The sequence below is a fragment of the Curtobacterium sp. 320 genome (genome assembly GCF_031455235.1).
GTDB lineage: Bacteria > Actinomycetota > Actinomycetes > Actinomycetales > Microbacteriaceae > Curtobacterium.
This window is the reverse complement of record NZ_JAVDSI010000021.1, coordinates 1-14,769: the sequence shown is the minus strand read 5'-3', so window position 1 is coordinate 14,769 and position 14,769 is coordinate 1. Positions and strand designations below refer to the sequence as shown.

Here is a 14,769-nt window from a genome sequence, read left to right as displayed (position 1 = left end):
TCGAGGGCCGACTCAGGCGCGGACGACGCCGTCGCGGGCGATGCGGTCGAGCTCGGTCACGACGGCGTCCGCCACGGCGCGGGCGATCGCGTCGGCGACGGCCTCGACCAGGACGAGCTGCTCCGGAGCCACCGCGTGAGCGGTCGTCGCGGCGACCACGCGCGTCGGGATGGCCTCGATCGCAGCGACGAGCGACGCCGGGACGAACACGGGGCCCTGCGGCTCGACCGGGGTGGTCATCGGCGAGGTCGGCGCGCTCGGAGCTGCCGGTGCCGCCGGAGCGGGGGTCGGCCGTTCGGCACGGCGGGCGATGGAGTCGAAGAGCGGCGTGGAGGACATGCTGCTTGCCTTCCGATCAGGTGGTCGGGCGTCCCGTTCTCGGGCGGGACGCGGGCGGAGTGTGCCCCTGGCACGACTCCATTGAACCACCAGTATTTCAGATGTGCAATAGCACCTTTCGTGTATGAGCGCGTCAGTCGGGCTCGACCGCGGCCGTCGGGTCGTCGCGTCGGAGGACCTGCCGCACCCGCTCGACGATCGTCGCCGGCGGGTTGTTGTAGGCGTTCGCGGGCTCCTGTCCGCTGAGCTCCTGGATCGCCGCCATCACGGCGTCCGTCGCGTGACGACGAGCCCGGCCGGACGAGGCCTCTCCGAAGCCGGAGAGGTCGAGCGGCGTACCGAACTCGACCGTGACCTTCGCAAGCTTCGGGACGCGCGCCCCCACCGGCTGGACGTCCTGGGTGCCGGTGAGAGCGACGGGCACCACGGGTGCACCACTCGTCAGGGCCAGCCAGGCCACTCCGGTGCGGCCCCGGTAGAGGCGGCCGTCGAGGGACCGGGTGCCCTCGGGGTAGATCGCGAACGCATCGCCGGCCCGGAGCCGCTCGAGCCCGAGGTCGAGGGCCTCCTGCGCCGCCGAACCCGCACCGCGCTCGACACCGATCGCGCCGATGCCCTCGAAGAAGCCCCTCGTCACCGAGCCCCGGAAACCCTTTCCCGTGAAGTACTCCTTCTTCGCGAGGAAGAACACCTTCCGCGGGGCGAGGAGGCCGATCGTCGGGGAGTCGATGAACGAGCGGTGGTTGCTCGCGAGGATCACCGGGCCACGCTTCGGGATGTTCTTCCGACCGATGATCCGCGGCCGCCAGATCATGCGAGCGAGCGGCGCCACGAAGGCACGGCTCAGCGTGGTGTACTTCGACGATCCGGACACACGGGCCTCCTCGTGACGGGAGTCTCCGAGTGTAGTGATCACGACCCCGATCGCATGCCCGCCACGGAATGTGTCGCGATCACTCGGCCGCAGCGACGACGTCGAGCACCGCACGGCCGTAGCGCTCGAGCTTCGCCCCGCCGACGCCGGAGATCTCGGCTAGCTGGTCTTCGTCCGACGGCTTCACCGCCGCGATGCCCCGCAGCGTCGCGTCGTTGAAGACCACGTACGCCGGGACGCCCTGTTCGCGGGCCTGGGCCGCACGCCAGGTGCGCAGGGCCTCGAACAGCCCGAGGGCTTCCTGCGGCATGTCCGTCACGACGGTCCGGCGGTTGCGGGAGGCGCGGGTTGCCTTCACCGGGTCGCGCCGCATCCGGACCTGCACGCGGCCGCCGAGGACGTCGGCGCTCGTCGGGCTCAGGACGACCGTGCCGAACCCGTCGCCGGACACCGCCGCGTAGCCCTGCGCGAGGAGCTGTCGGGCGACGGTGCGCCACTCCGCCTCGCCCAGGTCGCTGCCGATGCCGAACGTGGCGAGGGACTCGTGCCGGAGCTCCTGCACCCGGGGCGACTGCTTGCCGACGAGGATGTCCACGAGGTGCGAGACGCCGTAGCGCTGCCCGCGTTCACGGTCGAGCCGGACCACGGTGGAGAGGAACTTCTGCGCCGGGACCGTGCCGTCCCACGACTCGGGCGGGGCGATGCAGGTGTCGCAGTTGCCGCACGCCGTGCTCTCCTGCCCGAAGTACGCGAGCAGTCGGACGCGCCGGCACTCGATGGTCTCGCACAGGGCGAGCATCGCGTCGAGGTGCGCGCTGAGCTGCCGACGGTGCGCGGCGTCGCCCTCGGACTGGTCGATCATCCGGCGCTGCTGCACGACGTCGTTCAGGCCGTACGCCAGCCAGGCGGTCGAGGGGAGCCCGTCGCGCCCGGCACGACCGGTCTCCTGGTAGTAGCCCTCGACCGACTTCGGCAGGTCGAGGTGTGCCACGAACCGGACGTCCGGCTTGTCGATTCCCATGCCGAACGCGATGGTGGCGACCATCACGACGCCGTCCTCGCGCAGGAAGGCGGACTGGTTCCGTTCCCGCACCTTGGCGTCGAGACCGGCGTGGTAGGGCAGCGCCGGGATCCCCTGCTCGGACAGCGCGGCCGCGGTGCGCTCGACCGAGTTCCGGGAGAGGCAGTACACGATGCCCGCGTCGCCGCTGTGCTCGGTGCGGATGAACGTGAGGAGCTGCTGCAGCGCCCCGGTCTTCGGTTCGATGCGGTACTGGATGTTCGGCCGGTCGAAGTCGGCGACGAAGTGCGCGGCGTCGTCGAGGCCGAGCCGGGCGGAGATCTCGCGGTGGGTCTGCGGCGTCGCGGTGGCGGTCAGGGCGATGCGCGGCACGGTCGGCCAGCGCTCGTGCAGGACGCTCAGCTCGAGGTAGTCCGGCCGGAAGTCGTGGCCCCACTGGGCGACGCAGTGCGCCTCGTCGATGGCGAACAGGGCGATCTGCGCGCGGTCGAGCAGTGCGCGCGTGGACTCGAGCCGCAGCCGCTCGGGCGCGAGGTAGAGCATGTCGACCTCGCCCGAGACCACGGCGCGTTCGACCCGGGCACGTTCGTCCGGCCCCTGCGTGGAGTTGAGGAACGCGGCCTTGACGCCGTTCGCCGCGAGGGCGTCGACCTGGTCCTGCATGAGCGCGATGAGCGGCGACACGACCACGCCGACGCCGTCCCGCACGAGTGCCGGCACCTGGTAGCAGAGCGACTTGCCACCGCCGGTCGGCATGAGGACGAGCGCGTCGCCCCCGGTGACGATCTGGTCGATGATCGAGGCCTGTTCGCCCCGGAAGTCGTCGTAGCCCCACACGCGGTGCAGGACGTCGAGCGCGGCGGCTCGGGAAGCAGACACGGCGGCGGGCGCGGGCGTGGTGCTCATGCCACGAGCCTACGGCCGACCGACGACACCCACGGCGTTGTCCACAGGCGCTGCGTCCGCCCCGTCGGCCGAGCCGGCCGTCTCGTCGAGGCGGGCCGGGGCGCTCGCCCAGCCCGTGCCTCCTGGACCGAACCAGCGCCCGCCACCCGCCCAGACCGGTGCCGGACCACGGAACCGCGGTGCGGCCGCGCCCGCGAAGCGGCGGTCGAGGTGGCGCCACCGCGCGAGCACCTCGACCATGCCCCAGTAGAGCAGCGAGGTACCGAGGGTGACGAGCCAGCCGCCGACGGTCCCGTTGGCGTCCTGCGACGAGAGGTCGATCCGCGACCAGCCCGGCGCCTGCAGCACGAAGATCATGATGTTGTTGAAGGCGTGCTGCAGCACGGTCGCCTCGAGGCCGCCGGTGCGCAGCACGATGATCGCGGCGATGAGGCCGAACGACCCGACGTCGAGGATGCCCCAGACGTTGTAGCCGTTCGGGATGTGCAGCAGGGCGAACACGACGGTCGACACCGCGACGGCGAGGACCGTGCCCACGATGCGGACCGGGATCCACGAGCCGATGGTCTGCATGAGGAAGCCGCGGAAGATGTACTCCTCCGCCGCGCCCTGGAACGGCACGAGCACGATGACGAGCACGAGCGTCGTGGTGAGCGTGCCGAGGGACACCGTCGACTGGCCGATCGCGGCGTGGTCCCACCCCAGGCCGCCGTCGAAGGTGAGCATCCCGAGTCCTTGGAAGCAGAACATGATCGCGGCGATGACGAGCGTCGGGATGAGGCACCAGGCCGTCCAGCCCCAGCGCACCCGGAACCGCGTGGACGACAGGATCCCGGCGGGACCGACGCGCGCGATCTTCACCGCGAGCAGGATGCCCGGCAGCAGGACCACGAGGGACACGAGCGACAGCGAGAGCACCACCGGGTCGGTGGGGTCGAGCGCCCCGCTCGCGAGGTCGTTCTGCAGGTCGATGACCCCCTGCGGCCCCTGGTTCGCGCCGATCGGCACGAAGTACGCGATGGCGATGATCACCTGCGAGACGAAGTACCAGCCGGCGAGGAACGCCAGCGCCACGAGCGGGCGCCACCACCTCCAGCGTGCGTCGACGCGGGGCAGGCGGTGGTAGGGAACGCTCACGCCACGCAGGCTACCGGGCCGGGCAGGATGGGAGCCGTGCTCACCGTCGTCCTCGGCCTGTCCGGCGCGCTCGTCTACGGGTTCGCCGACTTCCTCGGCGGCCTCGCGTCACGTCGTGTCCGTGCGGTGACGGTCGCCGCCGTCGCCGCGGCGGTCGGGATCGTGCCCCTGCTGATCGGGCTCGTCGTGGTCGGGGGTGCGTTCGGTGCGGAGTCCGTCCTGTGGGGAGCGGTCGCGGGGGTGTCCGGAGGCGTCGGCGTCCTCCTCCTCTACCGCGCGCTGGCGATCGGCCCGATGAGCGTGCTCTCGCCGCTGACCGCCGTCTTCGCCGCCGTCGTGCCCGTCCTGGTGGCGGTGTTGCGCGGGACGGCGTTGTCGGGCCTCGCGGTCGTCGCGCTGGTCGTCGCGGTGGTCGCGGTGGTCCTGGTGGCGGCGGTGCGGGACACGTCGGGTGCGCGGGTGACCGCGGTGGGGCTCGTGACGGCGGCGGTCGCAGGGTGCGGCTTCGGCGGGATCGTGCTCGCGTACGACATGACGCCGTCGGACTCGGGGGTGGTGCCGTTGGTCGTGTCGCGGGTGCTGCAGGCGGTGCTGCTCGGGACGGCGGCGGTCGTGGTGACGCGACGGGCGGCGGTCACGGGGCGGGCCGCGGGGCGGGGCCCTGGAGGCGCGGCAGACCCCGCGAGGTCGGCCGACACTCCGGAGTCTGCCGCGCCTCCCGGCATCCGTGGTGGCGGACGCTGGCCGGCCCGCCTGGTGTGGACGGTGGTCGCCTGCGGCGTCCTCGACGCCGCGGCGAACGTCTTCATCCAAGCGGGGCTGCACTCGAGTGAGGACCCGGCGACCCTGCCCGTGGTGAGCGTGCTCAACGCGCTGTACCCGATCGGGACGGTCGTGCTCGCCGGGATCGTGCTCCGGGAGCGGCTGACTGCCGTGCAGTGGGCCGGGATCGTGCTGGCGTTCGGCGCCGCGGTGGGGCTGGCGCTCGCGTAGGCCGGGCGCGGCGGCGCATCGGGCGAGTCTCGCCTGGGCGGACAGTTTCGTGCTCGCAGGGCCGCGAAACTGTCCGCGGAGCCGAGATTCGGGGCGGCCGGAGCGGGCCGGGCGTCAGGCGTCGGGGATGAGCCGCTTGCCGAGCGAGACCGTGCGGTCGTCGGTGTAGCCGAGTGCCTCGTAGAAGCCGATGACCTGCTCGTTGCCGGCGCGGACCTGCAGGTTGACCTTCGGGCAGCCGAGGTCCGTCAGCAGTCGCTCGAACTCCGCCATGAACGCACGCCCGAGCCCCGAGCCCTGCAGGTCCGGCTGCACCGCCAGGTAGTTCACCCAGCCGCGGTGCCCGTCGAACCCGGCCATGCCCGCTCCGACGACCGGACGGGCGGGGTCATCGGCGTCCTCGGCGACCAGGAACAGCTCCGGCTGCACGGTCAGCTTGCGGGCGATGTCGCGACGGGGGTCGTTCCAAGGACGGACGAGACCGCAGGCCTGCCACAGGGCGACGACGGCTTCGGTGTCGGCCGGGTCGAACCGGCGGAGGACGTGCTGCATCACTTCACCGTAACGGTGCTGTGGACAACCTCGTCACGGGGTCGTCGTCGTGATCTGATAGACCTGTCCGACCACCCCATCCGGATCAGGAGCCCCGTGACCGCCCACGAGACACTCCCGTCGCGCCGAGATCGCCGCGACGGTGCGGCCGGTGCTGCGCGACGGGCACCGCGTCGCCGCCAGACCGTGGGTGGCGCCATCGTCTCGCTCATCGCCGAGCTGCTGATCATCGCGGGCGCCGGCACCGGGCTGTACGTGGTGTGGACGGCGTGGTGGACGGACGTCGTCGCGGTCAACGAGCAGACGAAGCTCGTCGACGGCCTCGGGCAGAAGGACGTCTCGGGGACCGGCACCGAGCACCGCGGGCCCGCTCCCGTGCTCGCCGAGCCGCCGAACGTCACCGACGTCTTCGGCACGATGCAGATCCCCCGGTTCGGCAAGGACTACGAGCGCCCGATCGGCGAGGGCACCGACCGCGAGAAGGTCCTCAACACGATCGGCCTCGGCCACTACCAGGACACCGCGATGCCGGGCGCCGAGGGCAACTTCGCCGTCGCCGGGCACCGCGTGACCTACGGCAAGCCGCTCAACCAGATCGCCGAGCTCAAGACCGGCGACGACGTCGTGGTGCGGGTGACCGACGCGAAGACGAAGTTCGACGTCTGGTACGTCTACAAGGTCACCGACTCGCAGATCGTCACGCCCGACCACGTCGAGACCATCGCCCCGGTGCCGAACAAGCCCGGGGTCGAGCCGACGGCCGACGACCGCTGGCTCACCCTGACCGCGTGCCACCCGATGTGGTCGGCGAAGGAGCGGTACGTCACGCACGCCAAGCTCGACTACTGGATGCCCGCGTCGGAGGGCACCCCGAAGGAACTCTCGGAGACGTCGAAGTGATCTTCCCGTTCGTCTGGCGCATCCTGCCCGGCCCCGCGGCGCTCAAGGTGATCGAGTTGCTCGTCGTCCTCACGGCGATCGTGTGGGTCCTGTTCACGTTCGTGTTCCCGTGGGTCGCTGCGGACATCCTGCCGCCGCCGGACGGCACGGTGGACGTGTCGCCGTCGCCCTGACGCGTGGGGTTGCGCAGCGTCCTGAATTCGCACCGTGCGAGGTTCCGCTGACGGTGGGACGTCGGGGGCCTCGCACCGAGCGCGGGACCTCGCACGATGGCGCGGCGGGGGCGGGGCGGGTGCCTGCGCGGGCGCGAGCGCGGGGGCGGGCGCGGGCGCGTCAGACCGTGGTCGTCACCCGGGATCCACCGTCGGACGTGCGCCGCACGGCGATGCGCTCCGGGATCCGCTGCTTGAGCTCCTCGACGTGGCTGACGATCCCGACCTGACGGCCGCCCGCGGTCAGGCGCGACAACTGCCCGATCACGTCGTCGAGCGTCTCGGGGTCGAGCGTGCCGAACCCCTCGTCGACGAACAGCGTGCCGAGGGAGACCCCGCCCGCCTCGGCCTGGACGACGTCGGCGAGACCGAGCGCGAGACACAGCGACACCGTGAAGGTCTCGCCGCCGGACAGGCTGCGGGGGTCGCGCACCGTGTCGGTCGTCTGGTCGTGCACGGCGAGCGCGAGGCCTGTGCGCCGTGCGCGTGAGCCGGACTCCCGCTCGTCGGAGGTCTCGAGCGTGAACCGGCCCGCGAGCATCGCACGCAACCGGTCGTTCGCCGCGGCGACGACGTCCTCGAACCGGCGCATGAGCACGTAGGTGCCGAGGGTGATCCCGGTGGGGTTGGCTGCTGCGACCCCCGCCGCGACGTCCGCGAGCCGCACCACGGCCCGACTGCGCGCAGAGGTGTCGTCGCGAGCACGGACGGCGGCGTCCAGCTCGGCTGCGCACCGTTCGGACGCGACGGCCTGGTCGACCGCCGACGTGGCCGCGCGGACGGCTGCCTCGGCCGCGGCTGCGGTGGCGTCCCGTGCTGCGCGGGCTCCGTCGAGGTCGAGTGCTGCCGGGTCGTCGTCGGCCGCAGCGACGACCGCCGGTTCGGCGAGTCCCGCGTCGACGACCGCGCGCGCCTGGTCGGCACGGGCGACCTCGGCCCGGAGTGCTTCGGCGTCCGCTCGGTCGAGGACCCCGGCGCGGGCGGAGACGACGTCGTCGAACCCCTGCTCGGCGAGGACCCGGTCCACTTCGGCCGCACGTTCGCGGACGTCTGCTGCTGCCGAGTCCGCGCGGCTGTCGGCCTGGAGCACTGCGTCGAGTCGGCCGACGAGCGCGTCGAGCGACTCGACCCCCTGGCGCAGGGTCTCCGGCGCACCGTCGAGGTGTTCGGCCACGCGTTCGATCGCGGCCGACACCGCCGACTCGTCCTGCTCGAGGCGCTCGGCATCGGCTGCGGCTGCTCCGGCGAGGACGGCGCGTTCGGCGTCGACCTCGTTCCGCTGCCGTTCGAGGGTGCGCGTTCCCTCGTCGTGCGCGGCCCGCCGCTGTTCGAGGTCGCGCACGCGGACGGCCGCGTCGTGCGCCGCCGTGACGGCTGCGTCGGCCGCAGCCGCGAGGGCGTCGACGGTGTCGTCGTCGACGTCACCGAGGACCTGCACGAGCCGGGCGAGTTCGGCCCGTTCGAGTGCCAGGGCCGTCGCGGCGTCACCGAGGGCGCGCTCGGCATGTCGGGCACGTTCGGCCGCGGCTTCGATCGCCTCGGTCGTGGGGTGGTCGTCCTGCGGTGTCGCGACGACCGGGTGCTCCGTCGCCCCGCACACCGGGCACGGGTCGCCCGGCAGGAGTGCGGCGCCGAGCTCTCCGGCGAGTCCGGCGATGCGGCGCTCCCGCAACTGCTGCTCGACCCGGACGAGCTCGTGGGCGGTGGCGCGGGCGGCGACGACGGTCTGCTCGGCACCCTGCACGCGCCGTTCGGACGCGGCCCGGGCGACGAGGTCGGCCCGGAGTGCACGGACACGCTCGACCTCGAGCCGCGCGGCCTCGGACCCGGCGGCCAGCGCGGCGGCGGCCCGGGCGTCCTCGACGATGCGGGCGCGTTCGGCGGGGCGGGCATCGAGCGCAGTGTCGAGGTCGGCGAGGCGTTCGGTGAGCAGGGTTCCGCGAGCGACGGCGTCGGTGATCGCCCGACGTCTGCCGGGGAGCGCCCGTTCGAGGTCGATGCGGTGCCGGACCGCGGCGAGGCACTCGGTCACGGCGGTCCGCTGGTGGGCGAGGGCGTCTCGGTCGGTCGTCACGCCGTGCTCTGCGCGGAGGGCGTCCGCCGCCGCGGTGGCGTGGTCGGAGCGGGCGCGTGCGGCGTCGAGCCCGTCGGCGACGACCGCGACGCGAGCAGCACGTTCGCCCGACGCCAGGCGCACGCGGGCCGCGGCGACCCCGTCGGCACCCGCGTCGAGTTCCGCACGACGTGCGACGAGGACGGCACGGCGGTCCAGTGCGGCTGCACGAGCAGTGACCGACTGCTCGTGCGCCGCCGCAGCAGCGGCCGCGCGCGACGCGGTGGCGCGAGCGGACTCGGCGGCGTCGGCGGCCGCTCGGAGTGCTGCGACGGTCGCGGGGACGTCGGACTCGTCCGGCTCGTCGACGCCCGCAGCCTGGGCGAACCGGTTCAGGGCGTCGCGGACCCGGGCGTCGGCGCCCTCGACCTCGGCCAGGACGGCGCGACGGCGGACAGCGAGTTCGTCGGCCGTCCGGTCGTAGACCTGCGTACCGAACAACGACTGCAGCAGCTTGCGGCGGTCTTCGCCGGGAGACCGCAGGAACCGGGCGAACTCGCCCTGGGGCAGGACGACGGTCTGCAGGAACTGCGCCTTGTCGAGGGCGATGATCCGGGCGATCTCGACCGCGACCTCGGGGATGCGCGAGGACATCGGCTCACCGGCCACGTCGGCCGGCCCGGCGAGGCGGAACAGCTGCGCGGAGGCCTGCTGCTTCACGGTGCCGGTCCCCCGCTGCTTCGGGCGCTGGTACTGCGGCGTGCGTCGGACGCGGTACACACCGGCACCGGTCTCGAACACGAGCTCGACGAAGGGCTCGACCGCGGGGTCGGCGTGCTGGCTGTGCAACCGGTCGTCGCTCGCGTCGGCACCGGCCAGTCCGCCGTACAGGGCGAACACCACGGCGTCGATGATCGTCGACTTGCCGGAACCCGTCGGCCCTTCGAGCAGGAACACCCCGGAGGCGGCGAGCGCGGCGAAGTCGATCGACACGAGGTCCGGGTAGGGGCCGATCGCGCGGAGTTCGAGCCGGTGCAGGTACATCAGCGGTCCCCCTCACGCTGGAGGGCCAGGGCGGCCGCTTCGTACGCCTCGGTCAGGATCGCGCGGTCGTCGTCGTCCGGCCCGGTGCCGGTGGCGAACGACACGAAGTCGGCTGCCACCTCGACCGGGTCGGACGTCGCCGTGACCGCGCGGGCTGCGGCACGCTCGGCGCGGTCGGCCGGCTCGTGCGTGATGGCGAGGGCGTGGGGGAAGTGGTCCTTCACCCGGGCGTACATCCGTTCCGGGTGGACGGTGTCCGTCACGGCGACGCGGACCCAGGCGTCCGCCGCCGACCGGTGCGCCCCGGACTCGATCTCGTCGATCGTGGCCCGGACGTCGACGAGCCGCCGCGGCACGGGCGTCGGCACGAGCTCGGCCGTCACCTGCCCGGAGTCGTCGAGGTCGACGACGGTGACGGACTTCTGCTGGTGCCGCTCGCCGAACGAGAACGCGAGCGGCGAGCCCGCGTACCGCACGCGGTCGCCGTCCCCCACCCGCTGCGGCCCGTGCAGGTGCCCGAGCGCGACGTAGTCGATGCCGTCGAACACGGCACGCGCCACCCGGTCGACCCCGCCGACGCGGATGTCCTGCTCGCTGTCGCTCGGTTCGGTCCCGCCGACGAACGCGTGGGCCACGACGACGCTGCGCGTACCGGGCCGCTGGGCGAGATCGGCGCGGACGCGGTCCATCGCGGCACCGACGACGGCCTGGTGCGAGCGGGCGAGCGGCTCGTCGGGCACCGCCGCGAGGGCGTACCGGGTGAGGTCGGGGTGCAGGTACGGGATGCCGTACACCGCGACGGGCCCGTCGGCGTCGTCGACGAGGACCGGCGTGGCGATGCCTGCGGGCTCGGCGAGGATCCGCACCCGCGAGTCCATCACGCCGGCACCGAAGCCGAGTCGTGCGGCGGAGTCGTGGTTGCCCGGGGTGATGACGACCGTGGCCGTCTCGGCCAGCCGTTCGAGCACCCTGGACAGCATCCGGACGGCGTCGACCGGCGGGATGGCACGGTCGTAGACGTCCCCGGCGACGACGACCAGGTCGACCGCACGCGCCCGGGCCTGGTCGACGAGCCAGTCGAGGAAGGCCGCCTGGTGCTCGAGCAGGTCGGCACCCAGCAGTGTGCGGCCGAGGTGCCAGTCGCCGGTGTGCAGGATGCGCATGCGGTCACGGTAGCGCCGGCCGGGGACATCGCCGGGTGCCCCGCGGCGACCTGTGAAGAACTCAGGCGCAGCTGAGGTTGGTGCCGACGAGGGCGGTCTGGATCCGGGCGGTCGCGGTACTCGTCGACGTCCAGTTCCCGAGGTAGTTCACGCGGACGGTGACGGTGTACACCTGGCCGAGATTGAGGAGTCCGGAGCCCGTGACACGCACGGGTGAGGCCGACCCGGTGGCGAGTGCCGTCGTCCCGTTCATCACCGAGAACGAGGTCGCGGCCGGGCCGCCGTAGGTGAAGCCGATGTTCACGGAGCCGTCGCCGTTCGGGGTGCAGGCGAGCGCGGTGGCCTGCGGGACGGTGAGAGCGTCGAACGAGGTGGACGTGACGGTGGTCCGCGACCACGGTCCGGCGACGGCCTCCGCCGGCAGGAGGAACCCGGCGCCGCCCGCGAGCACGAGGACGGCGGCCGCGCCGCCGAGACGGCGGAACCGACGCGCTCGGCGGTCCGCACGACGGAGGGTACGGCGGCTCACGACGGCGGTGGGGGCGGTGGTCGGGGCCGTGGCGACGCGCGGGGCGGGGTCGACCCGCGCCTCCTGGCCGTCACCGGCACCGACGGCAACGCTGTCACCGACATCGACGGCGCCACCGACCCTGACAGCGCCAGCGCCAGCGCCACCGTCCGGCCCGCCACCCTCGTCGCGCGACGCATCCTCGTCCGACGAGCGCCCCGCCGGACCGACCAACCGCCGCAGCGATCCGTCGATCGTGCAGAGCGCGAGCACCGCGACCAGACCGAGTGCCAGCATCCCGACCTTGCCCCACTCCCCCGCCCGGAGCCAGACGATCGGCGCACCGACGAACGGGACCCGCAGGAACGCGACTCCGTGGACGGCCGAGGGTTCGACGGGCGTGGAGTCCTGCCGGGGGTTCGCATCGCCCTTCGTGACGATCGTGCCGCGCGGACCGTCCTCGACGTAGCGGTGCATGCGGAGGTGCCCGGGCTGGTCCGGGTCGTCGACGAGCAGGACCTTGCCCATCCGGACGTCCCCGGCCGACACCGGGCGGGAGACCACGACGTCGCCGGGGGTGAGCCGCGGCTCCATCGATCCGGTCATCACCGTCGTCGGCTGCCAGCCGATGACGGCGGGAGCAGCTGCCCAGAGCGCGAGCCCGAGCAGGGTCGCGACGACACCGCGGGCGAGCGTGGCGACGACGACGCGCCCCCAGTCGACGGCGTCACGGAGCACGTCGTGCGGCGTGGGACCGCCGTGCACTTCGATGCTGACCATGACTGCCTTCGACCGGGGGCGCGTTGTCGGACGGTGACGGACGGGCCCGCATCGGGCTCGGTCCCGGACGTCACGCGGTGGACACGGGAGCGTCGATCACGCTCCCGTGTCGCCGGCTCAGCTGTTCTGGGCCTCCCAGGTGAAGCCGAGGGCCGCGGTGCCGCCCTGCACCGTGTTCGGCGCGGTGCTCGACACGGTGTACGTGAAGCGGTAGACGCGCGACTCCGAGCCGCTGCCGGTCGGCGCCCAGGTGCCCACGCCCGTGGCGAAGTTGGTCGAGGCCGAGCCGAAGCCCGCGACGGTGCCGCTGTAGAGCGTGCCGCTCGTCGACGCCGGGGTGAAGCCGGTGCAGGAGCCGAAGCCGCCGCCCGTGCCCTGCTCGACGGTGAGGTTGATGTTCGACGCGAGGGCGTTCGTCGTCGCCGCGTTCGTGCCGTAGAGCTTCACGGTCGAGGGCAGCGTGCCGGTCGAGGTGACCGTGATGCAGTTCGCGCCGGTCGAGCCGGGCTTGAGGCCGGTCGCGTTGAACAGCGCGGTGTTGTTGTCGTCGTCGGTGAGGGCGACGCTGCCGGCCGACCAGTTGCTGGTCGGGTTGACCGTGGTGGCCGAGAAGGCCGAGTAGGACGCGGTCGAGACGACGACACCCGAGGCCACGAGAGCGGCGGGGATGGCGATCCAGGCGGCGAGACGCGCAGCGCGCGGGGTGACACGGGACATGACGGAGCTCCTGATCCAAAGGGGCGCCGGGGTTCCGCGGTGGTTGGTCGCGACGGCGCCGTGGTTGCTACGACGATCAAGCTACTTGAGCGCCGTGTGGCTCACAAGGGAAGCTACACCCCCACAGTTGGGGGTACTTCAATCGGTGAGATACTTGTTCAATGAGCAGCACGGCGGCATGCCCGTGCCGTCCCACCGATCGCGCTGGCGATCACCCTCCCGAGAAGAGCCGCCCGATGACGGACACCACCACCCCGCTCGCGCGACCCCTCGACGCCGCGCAGCTCCCCCCTGCCCCCGTGTCGCCGACCGTCGGCATCCCCGAGGTCGACCCGGACGGCGACGTCGCGAAGCTGATGACGGCGTTCCGCGTCCTGCAGATGCAGCACGCGCGCGTCCTGCACCACGAGAGCTCCACCCGCGGACTGAACGCCACGGACGCCCGGTTCGTGTTCTTCCTCGCGTCCGCCGACGGCGAGGGCATCACCCCGAAGCAGGCCGGCGAGTACCTCGAGCTGTCCACGGGTGCCATGACGAGCCTGATCGACCGGCTCGAGAAGCGCGACCACATCGAGCGTCGCCCGAACCCCGACGACCGCCGCAGCATCCTCCTCCACCTCACCCCGTCCGGGTCCGAGGTCGCGCGCGAGATCGGCGCCGTCTACTCGTCGGCTTTCCGCGAGGTCATCGCCCCCGGCGACCGCGCCGGCCTCGCCGACGCCTTCGACCGGCTCGGCGCTGCGCTCGAACGCCACTCGCGATCGGTCTCCGTCGCGGGGACGATCGCCGGCCTGCAGCCGTGACGAACGGTGTCGGACACCGCGCGTAGCGTTGCCGGCATGACCCCCTCAGAACTCCTCATCGAAGCGTTCTCCCGCGTCCCCGCCACGGTCGAGCGCGCCGTCAGCGGGCTGTCGGAGGACCAGCTGGCCGCACGTCCGGCCGCCGGTGCGAACACCCTCGCCTGGCTCGCGTGGCACATCGCGCGCGGGCAGGACGCCCAGATCGCGGACCTCGCGGGCACCGAGCAGGTGTGGACGGCGGACGGCTGGGTGGAGCGGTTCGGACTGCCCTTCCCCGCCGAGGCGCTCGGCTACGGCATGTCGCGGGACGACGTCGGACGCGTCCGTGCCTCGGCGGACCTGCTGGTCGGCTACCTCCGCGCGGTGCACGACCGCACGGTCGCCTACGTCGGCACGCTCGAGCCGGCGGACTTCGACCCGGTGGTCGACGACGCGTGGGACCCGCCCGTCACGCGGGGCGCTCGGCTCGTCAGCATCCTCGACGACTGCACGCAGCACGCCGGGCAGGCCGGGTACGTGCGCGGGTTGCTCTTCTTCAACCGCTGACGCGGCGCATCGTGAGCAGAATGCGTCGGGTCGGCGCCGGCGACCCGACCGCTTCTGCTCACCATGTGACGGACGGGAGGCGCGGGGGCCCCGGGGCCCCCCCCCCCCCGGGGGGCGCGGGGGGGCGGGAGGCGCGCGCGGCCACCCGTGCGGCGGCCCGGGAACCCGGGGGGTGCCCCCCCTCCGGCGCCGCGCGCATAGTCTCACGGGTGGACAAACCG

At 73.0% G+C, this 14,769-nt stretch carries 14 protein-coding genes; 5 read left to right on the top strand and 9 right to left on the bottom strand.

The window, feature by feature from the left end; genetic code table 11:
* Positions 1-12 precede the first annotated feature (12 nt).
* The 4 genes from J2X60_RS17985 to J2X60_RS17970 all read right to left on the bottom strand — a co-directional run bounded on the left by J2X60_RS17985 (position 13) and on the right by J2X60_RS17970 (position 4,277).
* A complete protein-coding gene (locus tag J2X60_RS17985) occupies positions 13-339 on the bottom strand; it encodes a hypothetical protein (RefSeq protein WP_309889469.1) in 327 nt (108 codons plus the stop codon).
* 133 nt (positions 340-472) lie between these two features.
* Complete coding sequence (locus tag J2X60_RS17980) at positions 473-1,213, bottom strand: lysophospholipid acyltransferase family protein (RefSeq protein ID WP_396127813.1); 741 nt, start codon at positions 1,211-1,213, stop codon at positions 473-475.
* 79 nt (positions 1,214-1,292) lie between these two features.
* Positions 1,293-3,140 carry a DNA helicase RecQ gene (gene recQ / locus J2X60_RS17975; protein ID WP_309889467.1) on the bottom strand — a complete coding sequence of 616 codons (1,848 nt, stop codon included), beginning with the start codon at positions 3,138-3,140 and terminating at the stop codon, positions 1,293-1,295.
* Between the two features lie 9 nt (positions 3,141-3,149).
* Positions 3,150-4,277, bottom strand: a complete 1,128-nt coding sequence (locus J2X60_RS17970; protein WP_309889465.1) for a CPBP family intramembrane glutamic endopeptidase — start codon at positions 4,275-4,277, stop codon at positions 3,150-3,152.
* Positions 4,278-4,313: 36 nt separating this feature from the next.
* Here J2X60_RS17970 and J2X60_RS17965 point away from each other — a divergent pair, with 36 nt between their 5' ends.
* Positions 4,314-5,270 (top strand): EamA family transporter, encoded by a 957-nt coding sequence (locus tag J2X60_RS17965; protein WP_309889463.1) that lies wholly within the window; start codon positions 4,314-4,316, stop codon positions 5,268-5,270.
* A 114-nt stretch (positions 5,271-5,384) separates the two neighbouring features.
* Here J2X60_RS17965 and J2X60_RS17960 read toward each other — a convergent pair whose 3' ends face one another.
* Positions 5,385-5,822 (bottom strand): GNAT family acetyltransferase, encoded by a 438-nt coding sequence (locus J2X60_RS17960; RefSeq protein WP_309889461.1) that lies wholly within the window; start codon positions 5,820-5,822, stop codon positions 5,385-5,387.
* Positions 5,823-5,918: 96 nt separating this feature from the next.
* Between J2X60_RS17960 and J2X60_RS17955 the strand changes: the two genes are divergently transcribed.
* Both J2X60_RS17955 and J2X60_RS17950 read left to right on the top strand, forming a co-directional pair.
* Entirely contained in the window at positions 5,919-6,722 is an 804-nt protein-coding gene (locus J2X60_RS17955) for a class E sortase (protein WP_229087447.1), read from the top strand.
* Entirely contained in the window at positions 6,719-6,895 is a 177-nt protein-coding gene (locus J2X60_RS17950) for a hypothetical protein (RefSeq protein ID WP_309889459.1), read from the top strand. The genes J2X60_RS17955 and J2X60_RS17950 overlap by 4 nt, the downstream gene beginning before the upstream one ends.
* 160 nt (positions 6,896-7,055) lie before the next feature.
* On the opposite strand, the gene J2X60_RS17945 is transcribed toward J2X60_RS17950, so the two are convergent.
* The 4 genes from J2X60_RS17945 to J2X60_RS17930 all read right to left on the bottom strand — a co-directional run bounded on the left by J2X60_RS17945 (position 7,056) and on the right by J2X60_RS17930 (position 13,199).
* Positions 7,056-10,031 (bottom strand): SMC family ATPase, encoded by a 2,976-nt coding sequence (locus J2X60_RS17945; protein ID WP_309889457.1) that lies wholly within the window; start codon positions 10,029-10,031, stop codon positions 7,056-7,058.
* Positions 10,031-11,194, bottom strand: coding sequence for an exonuclease SbcCD subunit D (locus tag J2X60_RS17940; RefSeq protein ID WP_309889455.1), 1,164 nt, complete (start codon positions 11,192-11,194; stop codon positions 10,031-10,033). Before J2X60_RS17940 ends, J2X60_RS17945 begins: the two co-directional genes overlap by 1 nt.
* 61 nt (positions 11,195-11,255) lie before the next feature.
* Positions 11,256-12,482 carry a S24/S26 family peptidase gene (locus tag J2X60_RS17935; protein WP_309889452.1) on the bottom strand — a complete coding sequence of 409 codons (1,227 nt, stop codon included), beginning with the start codon at positions 12,480-12,482 and terminating at the stop codon, positions 11,256-11,258.
* Between the two features lie 117 nt (positions 12,483-12,599).
* On the bottom strand, positions 12,600-13,199 hold the full coding sequence (locus J2X60_RS17930) for a hypothetical protein (RefSeq protein WP_309889450.1): 600 nt from the start codon (positions 13,197-13,199) through the stop codon (positions 12,600-12,602).
* Positions 13,200-13,435: 236 nt separating this feature from the next.
* On the opposite strand from J2X60_RS17930, the gene J2X60_RS17925 reads away from it, so the two are divergent.
* On the top strand, positions 13,436-14,002 hold the full coding sequence (locus J2X60_RS17925; protein ID WP_309889448.1) for a MarR family transcriptional regulator: 567 nt from the start codon (positions 13,436-13,438) through the stop codon (positions 14,000-14,002).
* Positions 14,003-14,038: 36 nt separating this feature from the next.
* Positions 14,039-14,548 carry a mycothiol transferase gene (locus J2X60_RS17920; protein WP_092384544.1) on the top strand — a complete coding sequence of 170 codons (510 nt, stop codon included), beginning with the start codon at positions 14,039-14,041 and terminating at the stop codon, positions 14,546-14,548.
* Positions 14,549-14,769 lie beyond the last annotated feature (221 nt).

Coding starts and splice junctions, on each gene's coding strand:
- J2X60_RS17945 (WP_309889457.1), bottom strand. CDS start 10,031: ATGTACCTGCACCGGCTCGAACTCCGCGCGATCGGCCCCTACCCGGAC.
- J2X60_RS17940 (WP_309889455.1), bottom strand. CDS start 11,194: ATGCGCATCCTGCACACCGGCGACTGGCACCTCGGCCGCACACTGCTG.
- J2X60_RS17960 (WP_309889461.1), bottom strand. CDS start 5,822: ATGCAGCACGTCCTCCGCCGGTTCGACCCGGCCGACACCGAAGCCGTC.
- J2X60_RS17930 (WP_309889450.1), bottom strand. CDS start 13,199: ATGTCCCGTGTCACCCCGCGCGCTGCGCGTCTCGCCGCCTGGATCGCC.
- J2X60_RS17935 (WP_309889452.1), bottom strand. CDS start 12,482: ATGGTCAGCATCGAAGTGCACGGCGGTCCCACGCCGCACGACGTGCTC.
- J2X60_RS17925 (WP_309889448.1), top strand. CDS start 13,436: ATGACGGACACCACCACCCCGCTCGCGCGACCCCTCGACGCCGCGCAG.
- J2X60_RS17985 (WP_309889469.1), bottom strand. CDS start 339: ATGTCCTCCACGCCGCTCTTCGACTCCATCGCCCGCCGTGCCGAACGG.
- recQ (WP_309889467.1), bottom strand. CDS start 3,140: ATGAGCACCACGCCCGCGCCCGCCGCCGTGTCTGCTTCCCGAGCCGCC.
- J2X60_RS17920 (WP_092384544.1), top strand. CDS start 14,039: ATGACCCCCTCAGAACTCCTCATCGAAGCGTTCTCCCGCGTCCCCGCC.